Annotated in this window: 15 protein-coding genes and 1 pseudogene; 8 read left to right on the top strand and 8 right to left on the bottom strand. The window is 70.6% G+C overall.

Annotated features, from left to right (window positions below; translation table 11 throughout):
• The coding region (locus ACFY04_RS41505) for a catalase (RefSeq protein ID WP_389125975.1) at positions 1–1,238 on the top strand (1,238 nt) is incomplete at its 5' end.
• 56 nt (positions 1,239–1,294) lie between these two features.
• Here the strand turns inward: ACFY04_RS41505 and ACFY04_RS41500 are convergent.
• Positions 1,295–1,594, bottom strand: a complete 300-nt coding sequence (locus ACFY04_RS41500) for a Rieske 2Fe-2S domain-containing protein (RefSeq protein ID WP_389125972.1) — start codon at positions 1,592–1,594, stop codon at positions 1,295–1,297.
• A gap of 462 nt (positions 1,595–2,056) precedes the next feature.
• On the opposite strand from ACFY04_RS41500, the gene ACFY04_RS41495 reads away from it, so the two are divergent.
• The 3 genes from ACFY04_RS41495 (at position 2,057) to ACFY04_RS41485 (ending at position 3,841) form a co-directional block, all read left to right on the top strand.
• Positions 2,057–2,281, top strand: a complete 225-nt coding sequence (locus ACFY04_RS41495; protein WP_389125970.1) for a DUF6480 family protein — start codon at positions 2,057–2,059, stop codon at positions 2,279–2,281.
• A 112-nt stretch (positions 2,282–2,393) separates the two neighbouring features.
• Positions 2,394–2,825: an NfeD family protein gene (locus ACFY04_RS41490; protein ID WP_389125968.1), complete on the top strand. Its 432-nt coding sequence runs from the start codon at positions 2,394–2,396 to the stop codon at positions 2,823–2,825.
• Between the two features lie 2 nt (positions 2,826–2,827).
• A complete protein-coding gene (locus ACFY04_RS41485; RefSeq protein ID WP_388622268.1) occupies positions 2,828–3,841 on the top strand; it encodes an SPFH domain-containing protein in 1,014 nt (337 codons plus the stop codon).
• A gap of 209 nt (positions 3,842–4,050) precedes the next feature.
• On the opposite strand, the gene ACFY04_RS41480 is transcribed toward ACFY04_RS41485, so the two are convergent.
• The gene (locus tag ACFY04_RS41480) at positions 4,051–4,503 is read right to left on the bottom strand and encodes a DUF5133 domain-containing protein (protein WP_389125962.1); all 453 of its coding nucleotides are present in this window, start codon (positions 4,501–4,503) and stop codon (positions 4,051–4,053) included.
• Positions 4,504–5,315: 812 nt separating this feature from the next.
• On the opposite strand from ACFY04_RS41480, the gene ACFY04_RS41475 reads away from it, so the two are divergent.
• Positions 5,316–5,531: a hypothetical protein gene (locus tag ACFY04_RS41475; protein WP_388622262.1), complete on the top strand. Its 216-nt coding sequence runs from the start codon at positions 5,316–5,318 to the stop codon at positions 5,529–5,531.
• A 1,223-nt stretch (positions 5,532–6,754) separates the two neighbouring features.
• On the opposite strand, the gene ACFY04_RS41470 is transcribed toward ACFY04_RS41475, so the two are convergent.
• On the bottom strand, positions 6,755–7,783 hold the full coding sequence (locus ACFY04_RS41470) for an ATP-dependent DNA ligase (protein ID WP_389125959.1): 1,029 nt from the start codon (positions 7,781–7,783) through the stop codon (positions 6,755–6,757).
• 375 nt (positions 7,784–8,158) lie between these two features.
• Here ACFY04_RS41470 and ACFY04_RS41465 point away from each other — a divergent pair, with 375 nt between their 5' ends.
• Positions 8,159–8,446, top strand: a complete 288-nt coding sequence (locus tag ACFY04_RS41465) for a hypothetical protein (protein ID WP_389125956.1) — start codon at positions 8,159–8,161, stop codon at positions 8,444–8,446.
• A gap of 757 nt (positions 8,447–9,203) precedes the next feature.
• Here ACFY04_RS41465 and ACFY04_RS41460 read toward each other — a convergent pair.
• A complete protein-coding gene (locus tag ACFY04_RS41460; protein WP_388622256.1) occupies positions 9,204–9,488 on the bottom strand; it encodes a chaplin in 285 nt (94 codons plus the stop codon).
• Positions 9,489–9,568: 80 nt separating this feature from the next.
• Positions 9,569–9,715: a hypothetical protein gene (locus ACFY04_RS41455; protein WP_388622254.1), complete on the bottom strand. Its 147-nt coding sequence runs from the start codon at positions 9,713–9,715 to the stop codon at positions 9,569–9,571.
• 214 nt (positions 9,716–9,929) lie between these two features.
• Between ACFY04_RS41455 and ACFY04_RS41450 the strand changes: the two are divergent.
• A pseudogene (locus tag ACFY04_RS41450) lies at positions 9,930–10,232 on the top strand (polyphosphate kinase 2); the annotation flags it as partial.
• Positions 10,233–10,786: 554 nt separating this feature from the next.
• Here the strand turns inward: ACFY04_RS41450 and ACFY04_RS41445 are convergent.
• The 3 genes from ACFY04_RS41445 to ACFY04_RS41435 all read right to left on the bottom strand — a co-directional run bounded on the left by ACFY04_RS41445 (position 10,787) and on the right by ACFY04_RS41435 (position 15,172).
• The gene (locus ACFY04_RS41445; protein WP_389125953.1) at positions 10,787–11,293 is read right to left on the bottom strand and encodes a hypothetical protein; all 507 of its coding nucleotides are present in this window, start codon (positions 11,291–11,293) and stop codon (positions 10,787–10,789) included.
• A 35-nt stretch (positions 11,294–11,328) separates the two neighbouring features.
• Entirely contained in the window at positions 11,329–11,706 is a 378-nt protein-coding gene (locus ACFY04_RS41440; protein ID WP_266607623.1) for a hypothetical protein, read from the bottom strand.
• A 100-nt stretch (positions 11,707–11,806) separates the two neighbouring features.
• Positions 11,807–15,172, bottom strand: coding sequence for an ALF repeat-containing protein (locus ACFY04_RS41435; protein WP_389125949.1), 3,366 nt, complete (start codon positions 15,170–15,172; stop codon positions 11,807–11,809).
• 819 nt (positions 15,173–15,991) lie between these two features.
• Between ACFY04_RS41435 and ACFY04_RS41430 the strand changes: the two genes are divergently transcribed.
• A complete protein-coding gene (locus tag ACFY04_RS41430; RefSeq protein WP_389125946.1) occupies positions 15,992–17,146 on the top strand; it encodes an RICIN domain-containing protein in 1,155 nt (384 codons plus the stop codon).
• The last annotated feature ends 1 nt before the right edge of the window (position 17,147 follow it).

Here is a 17,147-nt window from a genome sequence, read left to right as displayed (position 1 = left end):
TGAGTTGCCTGCGTGTCACGACCACAGTCGTACCGGATTGCACCTCACGAAGACGGCGGAACCCAGGAACTGATCACCACATCACACACGCCCTAACACTGAACGCAAACCCGTCGAACTTCTTCGCCGAGGTCGAACAAGTCGCCTTCCACACCGGCCACCTCGTCCCGGGCATCGACGCGACCGACGACCCGCTGCTGGCCGGCCGGATGTTCTCCTACCTGGACACGCAGCTCACCCGGCTCGGCGGCCCCAACTTCCCGCAGATCCCGATCAACCGCACCCACGCGCCCGTCAACGACATGCTCCGCGACGGCTCCCACCAGACCGCCGTGCACCGGGGCGTGGCCCCCTACAAGCCCAACAGCCTCGACGGCGGCTGCCCCTTCGTCGCTGGCTCCGACACCGGCGCGTTCATCGAGGTACCCGTCGAGGTCCCTGCCGGACGCAAGGTCCGTGAAGCACCTGCCTCGTTCGCCGATCATTTCTCCCAGCCCCGTATGTTCTGGCTCAGCATGAGCCCGGTCGAGCGCGAGCACATCATCGCCGCCTACACGTTCGAACTGTCCAAGTGCTACGAGCAGGCAATCAAGGAGCGCACGCTGGCCGTGCTGGCCAACATCGATCCCGAGCTGTGCACGCAGGTCGCGGCGGGGCTCGGGCTACCGGTGCCGGCCACCACCGAACCTCTCGCCGACGTCCGCCCGAGCCCCCGCCTGTCGCAGGTCGGCGCAACCTGGCCGCTGGACGGACGCGTCATCGGCATCGTCACCGGGCCCGCGACCGACATGTCGGGTGTGCGTCAGGTCCGCGAGGCGGTCCTGGACGCCGGCCTGGTGCCCCTGATCATCGCCCCGGCCGGCGGGGTCCTGGGCACGGACGGTGACCCGGTCGCCGTTCAGCGCACCTTCGCCACCGCCCGCTCCGTCGAGTTCGACGCCCTGGTCTTCGCAGGCGTCCCGGGAGCAGGAGCTGACGCGTACGGAGCCCGTGACGCCAAGGCCGGGTCACCCGGCCCCGCCGTCAGCGATCCGCGGGTCCTGACGCTGCTCACCGAGGCATATCGGCACGGCAAGGCCCTCGCCGGCTGGGACGGCGCCGAAACGCTCTTCGAGGCCGCCGGCATCTCAGTCGGCGAACCCGGCGTCATCATCGCCGACGGCGCACAGGCACTACCTCAGCTCCTGGAACGACTCGCAGCCCACCGGGTCTGGGAACGCTTCCCCGCCGTAACCTGACGCCTCCCGACGCCTTCCCCCGGACGGCGCCTGCAACGTCAGCGAGCCTCGAACCATCAAGGGGGTCCGAGGCTCGCCCTGCGTCGGCCCACCAGCCCACGCCGCCCGTGCACGCCGACGCTACGGAGGCTGTGGTTCCGTACGAGCCCTCCTCCGCCATGGGTGCAGACGGCGGACACTGCATGCAGCTCGCCCTGATCGTCGCGGTGCACCGCACAGGGGTTGCCCCCGGCACGGACCACCGTGGCTTCACCGGGCCGCAGGCTCTCGACCAGCCCGTTGGTGCCGTCGCCGAGAGTGTCCAGACGATCCTTCACGAAGTGCTTTCCGGCGTCCCACTGAGCCTTCAGGTCCATCGGCGCCGAGCGGAGGGGCGAGCCGACGCGTCCGGGGGCGTAGAGACCGTCTCAGTGCTCCTCCTCGCCGCGCACGAGGGGGCGATGATCGTTCCGGCCAGGACCCCGCCCGTCATGCCCCATCCGGCGAAACCGGTGGCCGTAGGCGTGCACGCCTGGCTGCGTGGCGTGCAACCGGCACGGGCTCTGCTTCCTGCCGTCGTCACTACATTGAGCTGGCGCGTCCGGAGCGGACCCAGCATTTCGAGGTGAGAGGTCTGCTGGGCTCCGGCGGCCGCACCGCCGACCGACGCGGATAATGGAACCGGGTACCTGCCCGCGCCCCCGCTATCACGAGCCCGCGCTGCCCCGGAGTCTGTCGGGCGCCACCAGGGGTGAGGCGGCACGTGGAGGGTAGGTGCCGGGCGACCTGGCCGACGTTTCGGCCCGGCCGAGCGCGGCCTTCGCACAAGGGAGGCAGACGTGTCCGCACCTCTTCCAGGCCCAGACCCGAACAAAACGTCTCAGCATCATGGCGGGGTGCCTCCCGGCGAAACCTCGCCCGGCGAGTCCAGCACCGGTTCTGGCGTGGGCCCCTACCGCCCTATGACCCGCGGCTGGGGCAGGGGCCCCCTCGTGGTGATCTGTCTGGTGGCCCTGGCCTGCGCCCTCTTCTTCCTCGCATACGCCATCATGCTGAACATCTGAGCGACATAGACGCGCTCACACGGCCCGCGTCACGGTGGGTCATTCCCTGCCGAACGGAGCGGAACGCGTCCGCGGCATCCCTGGTCATTTTCCGTGAGGTAGGAGGGCGGGCGTGGAGCCGTGGTTGATGTGGCTGATCGCCGCAGCGGTGCTAGCCATCGCGGAGGTGTTCACTCTCACTGCCGCATTGGGGTTGCTCGCCGCGGCTGCGTCGATCACCGCCGCATCCGCCGCGCTCGGCCTCCCCGTGCCGTGGCAGTTCCTGGTGTTCGCCCTCGTCGCGACGCTCAGCGTGCTCTTCGTACGCCCCCTCGCGCTGCGACGCCTCTCACCGCGCCAGGAGGCACGGTTCGGCGTGGACGCGCTGGTGGGAATGCCTGCCTACGTGGTCAGCGAGGTGTCCGCGCGGGCCGGCAGGGTCCGCATCGGAGGCGAGGAGTGGACCGCTCGGGCCTATGACGAGACGCTGGTTATCCCTCCGGGAACGACCGCCGATGTCGTGGAAATCAGCGGCAGCACCGCATTCGTCTACCCCCGGGAGTGACCATGGAAGCCTGGGTCGTCGCCGGCGTCATTGTCGCGGTCTTCGCCGTCTTCACCGTGGTGCGGGCCGTGCGCATCGTGCCCCAGGCGCGCGCCCGCAACGTGGAACGGCTGGGCCGCTACCACCGCACGCTCAGACCCGGCCTCAACGTGGTCATCCCTTACATCGACCGCGTGTATCCCGTGATCGACCTGCGGGAGCAGGTCGTCTCCTTCAAGCCGCAGCCGGTCATCACCGAGGACAACCTCGTGGTCGAGATCGATACCGTCCTGTACTTCCAGGTCACCGACCCGCGGGCCGCCGCATACGAGATCGCGAACTACCTCCAAGCAGTCGAACAGCTCACCGTCACCACCTTGCGCAACGTCGTGGGGTCCATGGACCTGGAGAAGACCCTCACCTCTCGCGACACCATCAACAGCCAACTCCGCGGCGTCCTGGATGACGCCACAGGCAAATGGGGCCTGAGGGTCAACCGCGTGGAGATCAAAGCCGTCGATCCGCCACAGTCGATCAAGGACGCGATGGAGAAGCAGATGCGCGCGGAGCGGGACAAACGCGCCGCGATCTTGGGAGCTGAAGGACAACGGCAGTCTCAGATCCTCACCGCCGAAGGGGACAAGCAGTCCGCCGTACTGCGCGCCGAGGGGGAGCGAACGGCCGAGATCCTCCGGGCCGAGGGCCAGTCCCGTGCCATCGACGAGGTGTTCCAGGCCGTGCACCGCAACGACCCCGACCCCAAGCTGCTGGCCTACCAGTACCTCCAGGCACTGCCGCAGCTGGCCCGAGGACCAGGCAGCACCTTCTGGATCATTCCCGGCGAGGTCACCTCCGCGCTCCAAGCCGTCAGCCGCGCCTTCAACGAAGTGCTCCCTCCGTCACAGGCCACCCACGCCGGGCCCACGGAGGACAGGGCGAACCAGGCCGCCGACGACGCCGCCAAAGCTGCGGAAGCCGCCGCCCAGGCACTCGCGGACGCGGCCGAAGCCGATCCCACTTCCCCACCGCCCCCGTAGGCATGGCGCATCTCCGGGCCACCGTGACGGCGACTCCTGGGTGCTGGGGGGCACACCACGCGGACACGGCGTCTCACCACGCGCAGCATCCAACTACGGATCGTGATGGGAGCGACGGCCTCGGCCCGGCGCGGAGACGTGATTCGTGCTTTGCTGGGCGCCTGGTCAGCGCCGATCGTCAGCAGATTGCTGGAAAGCGAGCCAAGGGTTCAGCCCTCTGCGTACTGGACTGCATCGTGCACCGCTGCGTAGGCGCAGGGCTCGGCCATGAGGACGCCCAGGGTGAACAGGCAGTCCTCGAAGGCGCGCCGTGCAGCCTCGTCCGCGGGTGCGGCTGCCAGACGGAGGCGGGCGTCGAAGAACCTGCCGAGGGCCCGCTCCACGTCGGCCTCGAGCGGCAGTAGCCGTGAAGCGGGCGGGGTGTTCGGGCTATTCGGGGTGCGTGCCGCCTGGACGGCCTGGCGCAGCGCCCGCTCGGCGCGGGCCGGGGCGGGCAGACCGCGGGGGTCGGCGAGCATCCCCTGAGCGAGCAGCGTCTCGGGCAGGCCGGCTTGTGCGGCTGCGGCGGACAGGATGCGCTCGGCCTCGCAAGCCGGGGCCGGGGCCATCGCCATCAGGGTGCCCACCGCCCACGCGACCGCCTCCTTCGGCCGTGCCGGCATGCCTGGGGTGGTGCTTGCGGCTTGAGGGCTTCCCGTGGAAGAGGCGGGCACAATCATGAAGATCACTTGCTTTCGGGGCGGACGTGATCAGGTGAGGATCCTGGGTCTCGATGGGCTGGAGGAGCCACTCGACGGGTCCGGCAGCGGTGACGTCCAGGCGGGGACGCCCGCTGGGAGGCTGTGCGGGCGGCCAGGAGGGCGTGGAAGCGGCGCAGTCGCAGAAGGTGACCTGGCTCAGGTCGACGACGCGGGGGCCGCGGTGGGAAGCAAGGGCGGCCAGGAGGGCTGGGCGAAGGGTTGCGACGTTGTCGAAGTCGACCTGTCCACACACGCCGATACTCACGGCCCCGGGCGGCGGTCCGCGAGTCACGTCGACTTCCAGGGCTGCGGCTTCGGGGCGTAGGTGCGGTCTTCGTTCATGATCGCAGGCATGGCCTCCCCTGACCTGGGGCTGCTTCACCTTCTATCAGCATCCTCGGCATTCAGCCGACACGCGTCAATAGACGACCAGCCCCTGTACGAGGCAGACGTCGACCTGTGGGGCCGATCGCGGACTGCGAAGCGCACCTGTCGGTCATCCGGGAGAAGGCCGCCCGCGATCCCGACAGCCAGGCAGTACTCAGCGAGGACAAGCAGGAGCCGTACGAGATGAAGACCGGGCATACATCGGTCCACAGCAGTGAAGACCGGGCATACATCGGTCCACAGCAGTAGGGGGACGGTACGCCCCCCGACCGAACCCGCGGGCCGGAGCACCTCCGCCAGACGGGCGGCAAAGGACACCTGGCGCTGGCCGCGTCGTTGTCACCGGCATGACCGACCTCATGATTCACATCCCCGCCGACTGGCTCAGCCAGGTCTTCCTCACCCTGCGCCGAGGCGCCACCGCGGACGCCCACGCCCTGGCCACGGAAACGCCGTTCACCGAGAAGCCCGGCCAGCGGGTCCCGGCCCCCAGCACGACCCTCCTGCGCGCCGGACAGGCCCTGCACACAGAGATCGAACAGGCCCCCGCCGAACACGCCTGACAGAGCGCGCCGAGGACCTCGTCCGGAGCCGAACCCTCGCCCCGTAGCTCGTGCGTACCCGCTCGCTCGCAGCACCAGCCCTACGGGCAAGGGGCTGGGAGCAGCGCCACGTCGACGGCCGAGAACAGCGGGACCGTGGTGATGCCGCCCTGCCGCTTGTAGTCGATCTCCACCGTGCTGACCGGAGAAAGGAACCCGAGCCGTACCGCGGCGTCGAACTCGACCCGGCGGACGCCGAGCCGGCGGGCGGCATGGTCGGGGCCGGGGGGACGTGCCGATCGAGCAGAGCGGGCAGGTCCCGACGTCGCGCGAGGGCGGCGACCTGGTCCGAGTGGACGTCGGGGAAGGCGGCTTCACCGCCGAGGTAGACCAGGTCCGGCCCGGACGAGGTGATCGACCGGCGCCGCGGTCTCCCTCGGCCGGAGAATCGGGAGCGGCACCCCAAGGGCCTCCGTCAGCCGGTCCGCCACCCACCCCGCCCCGACCGGACCCCGCAGCGCCGCCCCGACCGCCTCCGGGTCGGCGGCCTCCACCACCGCCCGAGACCACCGGCCCGGCCCGACGTCCGCCGTCGGCACCAGACCCGAACCGGTCGCCCACCGCCACGCCGCGACCGGCAGCAGCCGGCCCGCCGCCGCGGACGTCAAACACCTCACCCACCGAACGCACCACGAACCCCACTCACATCCACATCCGACCGGACCGACCACCGGGCCAGGCCCGAAAATTCCGAAAGATGCCGTTTGATATCAATAGCACTAATTTCAGGGCAAGTTGGGAACACACACCGCAAAAGCCGCCTACGCGTACGCGGGGGCGAAATTCACCCCTACGGGGGAGGCGAACCGACCCCGGACAGACGGAAGCGGGGCCACTACGGCGGCCCCCGCTCCTCCCTCGGACGGCCTACAGGTAGTCGGCCGGCTCCGCGCCACAAGTACCGACATCCAGGCCATACAGGGGCATGCCCGTCAGCCGGACTCGCACCACGCGCCCGTCGGGCAGCGGCAGGGCGACCACGGAGCCCGGGGGCTCGGAACGGGGGAACGACTTCGTGTACCCGTCCACGCCGAGCGGGATGCATCAAACGATCTTGTTCATGACCTGTGTCCTTCCGAGGCCGGAACCACGGCGGCCCGTCCTCACCCCTTCGCCGCTCTCACCGCCGGAAGAACAGCACCAACCCGGAAAGTCGTCGGAATCCCCTGGTGGGAGGGGGGCACTCAACCTGCTGCGGCGGACGGTCCCGCCCCAAACCGCGGAACGTCCTGCGTGGTCTCGTCCAGGCGCAGCCGCTGGAACCGGAGTGGATGGCGGTAGACGCCGCCGTGGTCGATGGCGCGGTCGGCGTTGACCTCGGCGACCAGGTTGGGGTGGACGAGGGTGGTGTCGAGGACGTCGCGGCTCCCCCACGTCGCCGAGAACTTCGCGCCCGTCCACGGGTGTCCAGGTGTGGCCGCGGTGAGGTGCTCGGCGACCTGCCGGGCGGCGTCCGGGCGCAGCGGTACGGTCCGGCCGACGGCGCGCAGTCGGCCGTCGGTGTCGTGGCGGCCGAGGACGAGGAGCTGGGGGCGGGTCAGGGTGCCGGTGATCGCGCCGACGATCGTCTCCGTGGTGTCACGGCGTCTAATCTTGGTCCAGCCCCGATATCCGGGCAGGTACCGGCTGTTCAGGGGCTTGACCAGGATCCCCTCGACGCCCGACACGTCCGTCCAGGACTCCAGCCACTCCCGCGCCTTGGCCAGGTCAGTCGTCTGCGGGCAGAACGTCCAGGGGGCCGTCAGGGCGTGGTCGGAGAACCGGTTCTCCAGCAGGGTACGCCGCTCGGCGTACGGGCGTGCGAGGAGCTCCTGACCGTCCTGCTGCAAGAGGTCGAAGGCGACGAAGTAGGCCGGCCACCGGGCGACGAGCGCGGCGGCGGCGCGGGCTCGCGTGGCGGCCCGGCGCTGCAACGCCTCGAAGGACAGCCGGCCCTCGTCGGTGTTCCAGACGACGAGTTCGCCGTCGAGGACCAGGCCGGGCGGCAACTGCGCCTCGGCGGCCGCCACCAGGTCCGGCCACCGGTCCTGCACCAGCGCCCCGCGACGGGTCTGCACCAACACCGCGCCGCCCGGCCCGGCCGCGGTGAACAGCAGCGCCCGATGACCGTCCAGCTTCTGCTCGTACGCCACCCCCGCACGCAAAGCGGCCGGGCCCGGCACGGCTTCCGCGGCCTGCGCCAGCATCGGCTCGACCGGCGGTCTGAGCGTCATTCCCGGGCCTCCTCAACGTCGTCCCTCCCTCAAGGATCAGGCCGACCGCAGGGGTACGGCCCGATGGACACGGGCACGCCGCCGTCCTCGGTGACGCGCACGTCGTGTACGCGGACGGCGACAGGACGCGGATGACCGCGGCCCTCTTCGGTGCTCAGGGGGCAGCGCTTGCCCCTATCCCAGCTGTCCCCGTCGTGGAGGCTGTCCGGCGTCCGTCCAGCCCCGATGCCGTTGTCAAGTCCCGACTTCCCGGGCCGTGACCGCGGACGCCTGTACGGGGCTCAATGGAGTCACGGACGACGCCGAGAGGCGGCGGAAAACCCAGACCGTGTCCGTATCCCCTCGCAGCACGCCCCCGCGCAAGGAGCCCTTCCCATGACCGTCACCAGGACCCGACTCTCCGTCGCTCTGATCGCCACCACTCTGGCTGTCGCGGGCGCCTCGATGTCCTCCACCGCGTTCGCCGCTCCCACCGCGGCACCGGCCGTCACCGCCGACGGCGACGGCACGCGCAAGGTCAAGTCCATCCGGAAGAACACGCCCGCAGAAGAACCCCCACTGGTCCTCTCCGGCGGTAGCGCGGGTAAGGGTGGTAATGGCGGGCAAGACGGTGCCGCGTGGTCGTGGGACCAAAAGTGGAGCTCCGGCCCCTACCTCTCCTGAAGACGGGCTACCCCCTCTTCCAGGGCCCGCCCAGACCAGCCGGAGGCGGCTCTGCAGGACGGCCCGTCGCGTCGCCGCGCACGGGTCTGCACCAGCGCCGTGCCGTGAAGACGAGCGGCGAGGTGCGTGATGTGCGGGGTGCGGCCTGACCACCGGGGCCACGCCCCGGCTGGGCCCGCTGCTGGCCGCTCTGGCCGGCGCCGGCGTCGCCCCCGTCTCAAGTCACGCCCATACGACAGGCCGGCGAACCGGCACGCTCGCGTGCACCGGTAGCCCCGCCAGCCCGGAGAGCACGGTGGCAGATGCTGACGCGGGAGAGGGCCGCGGGACGGGTTCTCATGGAAGGGGCGATGTCAGCGTCGGGCGTCAACGCCAGCCCCCGCGTTTCACACAGGATGCCGAACTCTGTGGTTGTGCTGCGGGGGGCTGGCCGCCCGCGGCTATGGTCGGGCGCAGTCCGCGCCGATAAGGCGTGCGCGGGCGAGGCCCGGTGACCAGAGCGTCTGGCGGCAGTAGCACCGGGCCGCCCCACGCGACCGAGGTCCGGCACGCGGACCGGGAGGAGCGGAACCCGCTCCCCCTGGCCTGGCCGGGCTGGCTGCTGGCTGGCTGGCTGCACGAGCTGTTCATGAGAACGGCCTCCCCTTGGAGGATGAGGGGAGGCCGTTCTATACCGGGCTGTGCGCTGCGGCTGGTTCAGATGACGGCGCTGGATGTGCCGGCGCGACGAGCGCGCCGGGTCCAGGACTTGGTGCTGTCAGTACTTGCTGTGGTGGTCGGCCTTGTGGTGCCCGTCCGAGCCGCTGGCGTTGATGCAGGTGTTGCCGAAGGCGGGGTTGAGGAGGCCGACGATGTTGACGGTGTTGCCGCAGAGGTTGACCGGAATGTGGATGGGCACCTGGACGACGTTGCCGGACAGGACACCCGGGGAGCCGATGGCAGCGCCCCCTGCCGTGGCGTCGGCGGCGGCCATGCCGGCCCCGCCTGCCAGCGCGGCACCAGTGGCGGCGGTAACGGCTACGGCCTTGGCGAAACGGAACATCAAGATCTCCTTGAACTCACTCTGCCGCGGGGAAGTACGGCACGGACGACGCCCCCCATAACGGCCGAGCCGCCCGCCCGTCACGGGCAATGGGCCGAACCGGTGAGCTCGAGAAACGTCCGCTCAGCCTGACCCAGGCCGCGACCGCCCGAGCCGGCATCCGCGCCGCCATCGCCCTGCGGGCCTGGCTGCGCGGGCAGGGCGTCGAACTCGCGCGATGCACCCACGGCTGCATGGTCGCGGCCGTCGCGGCCTGCAGAAGGCCCGCCGTCCTCCTTCTGGCTGCGACACGGCCGCCCGCCCCCGCCGGGTTGCGGTCGCGGCCATATGGGCGGCCGGCGCGGGTAGGCGCACCGCGTGAATGAAGAGGCATTGCCGCGGACGGAAGCCGAGGACCTGCTGACGGGGCTGAGTGTGGACGCCCGGCGGCCGTAGCAGCCCGTGCTGTTGGACTCCGCCGGCGCTCCGATCCGTACCTGGCGGGAGAACTACCCGTACGAGCGCAAGATCCGTCGTGCGGAGTACGAGCGGACCAAGCGGATCCTGCAGATCGAACTGCTGAAGCTGCAACGCTGGGTCCGGGAGACCGGTGCCCGACTGGTGGTGATCTGCGAGGGCCGGGACGCGGCAGGCAAGGGCGGCACGATCCAGCGTTTCACGGAGCGGCTCAACCCCCGCGGGGCACGGATCATCGCTCTGTCCCGGCCGACCGAGCGGGAGACGGGGCAGTGGTACTTCCAGAGGAAGGGAACGGTAGCAGTAAGGGAGTACGTCTGACCTGCGGTTTCACAGCAATCCCTCGGGATATGACCACACTTGGTGTGCCCGGAGTAGCCCCAGGTCACCCCGTGGATTCCCCGATCTCGCGCACCGCCAGGTGCCCGGGAGTGCCCGGAATCCGACGGTGCGTCAGAACCAAGGGGCGCGTCCTCATGCCGCCCCGATGGGGTCACTGCGGTCCCTAGAGACTCCGTTGCTGAATGAGGAAGTTTCATCGTGATTCGTGCTGGTCACCGGGCCTGGTGACCTGCACGAATCACGATGAAACTTCCTCAATTAGCGGTCGAGTCGTCGCGGGGCCCCGGGCGGCCAAGTCTCCTGAGCCATCCAACGGCGTCACTGTGCCAGCCATACCCAGGACCCCTGGGTCCCACCGATCTTACGAATGACCAGTTCAGACCCACAAGAAGAAGGTAGGACAGCGGTGAGTGCGGGGGCGCGGTCGAGCGTGATCCACCCCGCGACGGTCGGTGGGCCTGCGCCCTGGCCACGAGAGGACTCTCGTGGCCAGGGCGGTGCTACTTGGTGGTGCGGATGTCGACGAGGACGTGGTCGCGTCGCTGGGGGTCGGCGGCCTCGCCGACCGGCTTCCACTGGTTCTTGTCCACGTCGATGTTCTGCTCGGGCGCACCCTCCGCGGTCAGCGTGACGCTCGTCTGGTGGGTGGCGTCGCCCCGGATGCCGTAGACGGCGGGGATCTCCACGGTCAGTTGGCCCGAGCCGCCGGCGGCGCGGAAGCAGATCGTCCCGTTGGTCCGGGAGAAGACCTGGATCTGGCTTTCCGAGGAGGCGCAGTCGGCGAGCATGATCTGACCGTCGCCCCGCTTGAGGACGATGCCGAGTTCGGCACCGATCCGCGCGCCGTCGGGGTACTCGAACGTTTCGATGGCGTAGCCGGGGCCATCGGCGGCCACGGGCACCGCGGCGGGAGCCTGGGGGGTCTGAGCGGTCGCGATGGTCACCGCCGCTGCGGCGCAGATCGCGGTCGCTGCGGCCGTGGCGATGATCCGTCGTGAGATCTTCATCGTTCTTCCTTCTTTGTCTTTGTCGGAACGGCTCTTCAGATGAGATAGGCGACGCCGATGAGCGCGGCCAGGAATGCGAGGAGGAACACGAAGGTCTGTCCGCGGGACATGTCCTCCATGGGTTTCCCCGCGCGCTTCAGGTCGAGCTGGCGGGTGACGTACCCGGCGAAGACGATTCTCAGAATGACCAGAATGATCATGGTGGCGGTGTAGAGCACCAGCGGTGTCCTGCCCGCGTAACCGCGTGCGGCGGAGCCGCCGGCAATGGACACGGCGCCGACCAGGGGCAACGACCAGGCGATCAGCCGGTCCCGTGGGGTCGTGGTCATGGACTGCGCGGCCAGGCCGAGGGCGAGGCCGGACACGAGCGCGGCGATCCACCATTGACCGGCGGACAGGTTCGAGGTCAGCATGGAATCCCTTGTCGTGTGCGGCGCGTCTGCGGCGCGTGTACGACCCGGGCGGGCGGGGAGGGACTAGGTACCCTTCCCGCCCACCCGGGGAGGTGACGGTCTACCAGGTGAGCCAGCCGACGACGGTGGTCGTCCCGTCGGCCACCGCGCCCGCGGCACTGGACACCTTCTGGCCGACCGTCTTGGACACCTGCTCGCCCATCTTGCCGAGCAGCTTCCCCTTGCCGGTCAGGATGCCACCGAGCACGAACGCGCCGAGTGCCTGGTGGAACCGCGCGTCGTCCCAGCCGTAGCTGATGCCGTTGAGCAGCGCGCTCGCCCCCTGGAGTCCCAGGGAGACGAGGCCGACGACGCCGGCGGCCGCGGCCAGGGGCGGGAAGAACAGGGCGCCGACGCCCAGGACGACCGCAGCGCCTCCGGCGACCGTGCTCCAGTGGCCCGTGACCAGGGCCCAGTCCTTGGTGTCCTTGACGTCCTCCGGCCACAGCCCCCAGAGCTTGGTGTCGCCGTCGTCGTCGGCCTCCGTGGCCGGGGTGGTCCCCGCCTGCTCGTGCTGCTTCGCCTCCACGGCGGCCTGCTTCGCCGCGGCCACGATCTCGGCGTCCCGCTTCGCGGTCGCGATCCGATGGGCGTCACTGGCGGCCGTGGCGGCTTCCTGCGCGTCCTTGCCCGCCTGCTGGGCCGACGCCTGCGCCTGGGTGGCGGAGGACTGCGCATCGGCCGCGTAGGCCACCGCCTGCTGCGCGGACGCCACGGCGCGCCGCATGGAGTAGTTCGCCGTGCGGGCGGCGCCACGGGCGACGGACGCCGCGCTCTTCGCCTGCTGCGCCGACTGCGCGGCGGAGGCCGCCGACCTGTCGGCCGCGTCCGCGCTGTCACGCGCTTCCTTGGCAGAGTCCGCGGCGTCCTGGGCGTAGCCCTGCGCCTTGAGCGCCCAGTCAGAGGCCTCTTGCGCGGCCTGGCGCGCCTCGGCCGCCGCCTGGGCGGCGAGTGCGGCGTCCTGCTGCGCCTTCGCGGCGATCCGCGCGCCGTGGGCGATGGAGGCCCGAATCGCGGCGATGTGAGTGGCCCGGTCGTGGTCGAGGCGGGCGATGTTGTACTGGTCGTGCAGCACGAAGTAGCGCCGCATGCGGGCGGAGCCCTCCAGCACGATCTTCGCCGCGGACTGCATGTAGGGGCCGTCGCTGCCGAGGAGGCGGAACACCTCGACGTGGTCGTCCTCCTTGACCGCCTCCGCCAGCTCGATGTTGAGGAAGCGATGCAGCGCTTGGGCGCTGCCGTCGCGCAGCGCCGCCTCGGCCTTCGCCGTGACGGCCTTGCCGGGGTTCTCGCCCAGGATCCTGAATACCGTGACCCGGTTGTCCGTGGCGGCCGCCTCGATCACACCCTGATCGAGGAACCTCCGGGCGGCGTCGGGGTCGCCGCTGGCCAGGGCCTGATGTGCGGCCCCGGCGACCGCGGAGGTCGTCACCCGGGCGACGGCGACGACGTTCTCGCGGTCGTCCTGCTTCTGCGCGAGCAGGCGGTCGGTGTCGATCCAGTTGGCCACGTCGGCGTCGGTGCCGGCAAGAGCGAACTCCGCGGCCTCCCGCGTCCACGTACCGCCCGAGTTCAGGAGCCTGACGGCGGCCTTCCGGCCGGACGCGGCCGTGTCGGGGGCGCCTGCCTTCAACGCCGCCTCCGCGGCGGCGATCAGGTCCTTGGTCTCCGTCGTGGTCTGGTCCGCCTGTGTCCGCGCCCGGTCGGCCCGGACCGCGTCCTCGGTCTCCGCCTGAGCCCGCAGCCGCGCCTCCAGGACACCGAGCTTGGTGTCTTCCTCGATACGGGCGCTCTCAGCGGCGCGGGCCGCGACCTCGACCGCCTGGGCCTCCTTGATCGCGTTGGCGGCGGTGGTGGCCGCATCCATCGCGGCCTCCGCGTAGGCCGTGGACCGCTTGGCGTACTCGATCGCCTCGCCCGCGTTGTCCGCCGCTTCCTCGGCCGCTTCCGCAGCCTTGATCGCGTGGGCGGCGGCACTGCGGGCAGCGTCACGGGCGACACGTGCGGCGCTTGCCGCCCGGTTCGCGAGCGACTGCGCGGTGCTCGCGGCCCGCGTGGCCCGCGCGGCGGCGGCGTCGGCCTCGGCGGCAGCCTGCCGCGCCTTGGCGGCCTGCGACTGCGCGATGCCCGCCGAACTCGCGGCGTCAGCAGCGGCGTTGGCAGCCTGCGCGGCGTTCTGGGCCGCACCCGCCGCGGCGGAACCGGCCGCCGACGCCTGCTGCGAGGCGGAAGCCGCCTGATCGGCCGCGGCGGCCGCGGTGGTCGCGCGCTCGGCAGACGCGCGCGCTCCCTGCGCCGCCTGGCGTGCGGCGCCGGCCTTGCTCGCGTCCGCCGAGGCGGCGATCGCGGCGTGGTAGGCGCGCGCGGCCGCGTTGCCTGCGGACGCCGCCGCGGCAGCCGCGGCCTGCGCCGCAGACGCGGCCCGACCGGAAGCGGCCTGCGCCATGCGGGAGGCCCCGATCGCGGTGGCAGCGGCGTCCGCGGCGCCGCGGGCGGCACTCGCCGCGTCGTTCGCGGCCGAGGCCGCCTTGCTCACGTCCTGCTGGGCGGCCCTCGCCTCGTCGGCCGCCTTCAGCGCGGCGGCCTTGGCCTCGGAGGCGGCCTTCTTCGCGCTGTCGGAGGCGGCGACGGCCTGCTCGGTCTGCAACTGAGCCCGCAGGCCCTCCCGCTCGACGATGGCGACCAACTGGTCGATGGTCGCGGCTTCCTCGTCACGGGCTCGCGCAATGTGCTGGCCGGCGCTCAGGAACTGGCGGATCGCCTCGGGCGTCCCCTCGTTGAGAGCCCGTTCCGCGTACTTCTTCACCTCCGGCGAGGCGGTGGAGAGCACGGAGAAGACCTCGAACCGGTCGTCCTCCTGCTGCGCGGTGTACTGGGTGGCCGTCAGGAAGGTGTCGTACGCCTTCGCCGTCCCCAGGTCCAGCGCCTTCGTCGCCGCACGCTTGACGCCGCGACCGCTGTAGCTCATGACGGTGAAGACGGCGGCCCGCAGATCCGTCTCGAGCGCCTTCGAGTAACCGCCCGCCAGGAAAGCGGCGACGGCGCCCTCGCCGGCGGACAGTGCCGCACCGGCCGCCTGCTGCACCGACTTCCCCGCGTAGGGAAGGGCGGAGAGGATCGCGAAACGGTTGTCGTCCGCCTTGGCGGCGGGCAGTTGCGAGGTGAGGAACGCGGTGACGAACGCGGGGGATCCGGCGAGCGCTGCGGCAGCTCCTTCGCGGACGGCACGGCCTCCGGTCTTGTACGCCCATACTGCCTTGCCCCGGTCGGTGCCGGGCAGGCCGGTGGCCCCGCTCGTGCCCTCGGCGGCCCGCGCGGGCGCGGCGGCCAGGGTGAGGAGGGAAGGCAGCGCGGGAACGGCTGCGACACCGGCCGCGGTGCTGAGAACCCGGCGCCTGCTCCAGAATGCCGGCGGTAAGTCGTTCATGGTTTCCCCCGTTTTCGAACAGCGGCGCAGGCATGACAGCGGCATCCCCATTGCGCTGTTCAGTGAAGGTGGTTGGGCGACTGCGACATCGGTCTGCAGTGCGAATGCGCTCACCGTATGCCGCGGCAATCTGGAAATCAACCGTGGTTGATTGGCAGTCATTTTCAGACGAGACTGTCCGGAAACGAGCCAATGGGCGCCCCGAGGCCCCTTGGTGAGTCGATCGAACTGAAATCGGAAGACGTAATTCAGCCTTGTTCTGACGGGCAGTCCGATTGCATGCGGTAGCAACTGATCATTGTGGAATCCGCTTGCGGGCCGACGCGTGGTAGCCGATGCTGAGCCCGGTCATGCCGACGGCCTGCGCCCGACGCCCGACTGCCGGCGCAGCGTAGGCTGTGCGGCAATTGTGCCGCTGATCTTGAGCGTGCATGATGGCGCAGTGGGCGGCTGCCGACAGCCTGTGGAGCCGCGGCCCAGGGGGAGACTTCATGATCCGGCTTTCCGCAACACCCGTAACCCGGGTGGACACCGGGGGCGGCATCACCCGGTCCAGCCCCGCTTTTAGGAACCCCCGCCCGTCGTCCGTATCCGTGGCGGAACGCATCAGGGCCGCGGATTCCATCTGCGTGCATCCACCGATGCGGAATCAGCGCTTTCGGGATGGTGCGCTGCCACCCGAAGGCCTTTCGCCTCGGTCGCCGGCGCCGTGAAAGCACGGTTGCGCGAGCAGGTCGAATCTCCGGTCGACGCCCCACCAGACATGAGCACGCGACGGAGCATCGCCGTGTGCCGGAATTTCGAATTCAAGGAGGAAGCATGCTCGCATTCCGTTCGCGCGCGGCGCGGATCAGCGGCGCCCTGGCCGCCACCGCGTTAACGACTCTCGTGATGGTCCCCGCGACTTCCGCGACGGCGGTCACGGGTCCCGAGCCCGCCGCCGACACGCACCCCTACGCGGTGCGGCTCCAACTGGGCGGCGAAGTCGATTCCCGTGCCTGCACAGGCACTCTGGTCGACCGGTTCTGGGTCCTGACCGCCACCAGCTGCTTCGCGCCCGTACCCGGCAGCGAGGTCGCCGCCGGCAAGCCGGCCCTCAAGACCACGGCCATCCTGGGCAACGGCCAGGCTGTCGAAGTCACCGAGATAGCCCCGCGCAGCGACCGCGATGCCGCCCTCGTCCGGCTGGCCACGCCCGTCACCGACATCAGGACCGCTCGGCTTGCCACCTCGGCCGCGGCTTCCGGCGCCGACCTGACGGCCGCAGGGTTCGGCCGTACCAAGACCGAGTGGGTACCGGGCAAGCTCCACACCGGCGCCTTCAGCGTCACCGCCACCGACGCCACCTCCCTCACCGTCACCGGCAAGGGCGCCGACGCCCTCTGCAAGGGCGACACGGGCGGCCCGATGCTGAACGCCGCAGGCGAGCTGGTGGGCGTGAACAGCCGCTCCTGGCAGGGGGGATGCCTGGGCACGCCCGCCACGGAGACCCGTACGGGAGCCATCTCCACGCGCGTCGACGGCCTCGCCGACTGGGTACGACAGGCCGGCCTCACCACCGCTTCGGTCCGCAACGCCCACAGCAACCTCTGCCTGTTCGTCGGTTGGCGCACGCCCGACAACGGCGCCCCAGCCCAGCAGGCCGACTGTGACCCGAAGTACGCCGACCAGCTGTGGAAGTTCGAGCCGGTCGCCGGTGGCGGCTACCAGATCCGCAACACCCACAACAACCGATGCCTCCTGGTGTCGTGGCGCACCCCGGAGCCGGGCGCGCCCGTAACGCAGTACGACTGCAACCCCGCGTACGCCGACCAGGTCTGGAAGCTCGATCCCGTTGCCGGTGGGGGCTACCAGATCCGCAACTCACTGAACAACCGGTGCATGTACGTATCGTGGCGCACCCCGGAGTGGGGCGCCCCCGTGGTGCAGGTCGACTGCGACGCGCAGTACGCCGACCAGGTCTGGAGGATCTGAC

It is taken from the genome of Streptomyces sp. NPDC001549 (assembly GCF_042894025.1).
Taxonomy (GTDB): Bacteria; Actinomycetota; Actinomycetes; order Streptomycetales; family Streptomycetaceae; genus Streptomyces; species Streptomyces kutzneri.
This window is presented reverse-complemented; position numbering and strand designations above follow the sequence as displayed.

What these genes read in the sequence shown, in the direction of transcription:
- ACFY04_RS41485 (WP_388622268.1), top strand. Translation starts at nt 2,828, where the DNA reads ATGGAAGCCTGGGTCGTCGCCGGCGTCATTGTCGCGGTCTTCGCCGTC.
- ACFY04_RS41470 (WP_389125959.1), bottom strand. Translation starts at nt 7,783, where the DNA reads ATGACGCTCAGACCGCCGGTCGAGCCGATGCTGGCGCAGGCCGCGGAA.
- ACFY04_RS41480 (WP_389125962.1), bottom strand. Translation starts at nt 4,503, where the DNA reads ATGCCGGCACGGCCGAAGGAGGCGGTCGCGTGGGCGGTGGGCACCCTG.
- ACFY04_RS41445 (WP_389125953.1), bottom strand. Translation starts at nt 11,293, where the DNA reads ATGAAGATCTCACGACGGATCATCGCCACGGCCGCAGCGACCGCGATC.
- ACFY04_RS41440 (WP_266607623.1), bottom strand. Translation starts at nt 11,706, where the DNA reads ATGCTGACCTCGAACCTGTCCGCCGGTCAATGGTGGATCGCCGCGCTC.
- ACFY04_RS41500 (WP_389125972.1), bottom strand. Translation starts at nt 1,594, where the DNA reads ATGGACCTGAAGGCTCAGTGGGACGCCGGAAAGCACTTCGTGAAGGAT.
- ACFY04_RS41435 (WP_389125949.1), bottom strand. Translation starts at nt 15,172, where the DNA reads ATGAACGACTTACCGCCGGCATTCTGGAGCAGGCGCCGGGTTCTCAGC.
- ACFY04_RS41430 (WP_389125946.1), top strand. Translation starts at nt 15,992, where the DNA reads ATGCTCGCATTCCGTTCGCGCGCGGCGCGGATCAGCGGCGCCCTGGCC.
- ACFY04_RS41460 (WP_388622256.1), bottom strand. Translation starts at nt 9,488, where the DNA reads ATGTTCCGTTTCGCCAAGGCCGTAGCCGTTACCGCCGCCACTGGTGCC.
- ACFY04_RS41475 (WP_388622262.1), top strand. Translation starts at nt 5,316, where the DNA reads ATGACCGACCTCATGATTCACATCCCCGCCGACTGGCTCAGCCAGGTC.
- ACFY04_RS41465 (WP_389125956.1), top strand. Translation starts at nt 8,159, where the DNA reads ATGACCGTCACCAGGACCCGACTCTCCGTCGCTCTGATCGCCACCACT.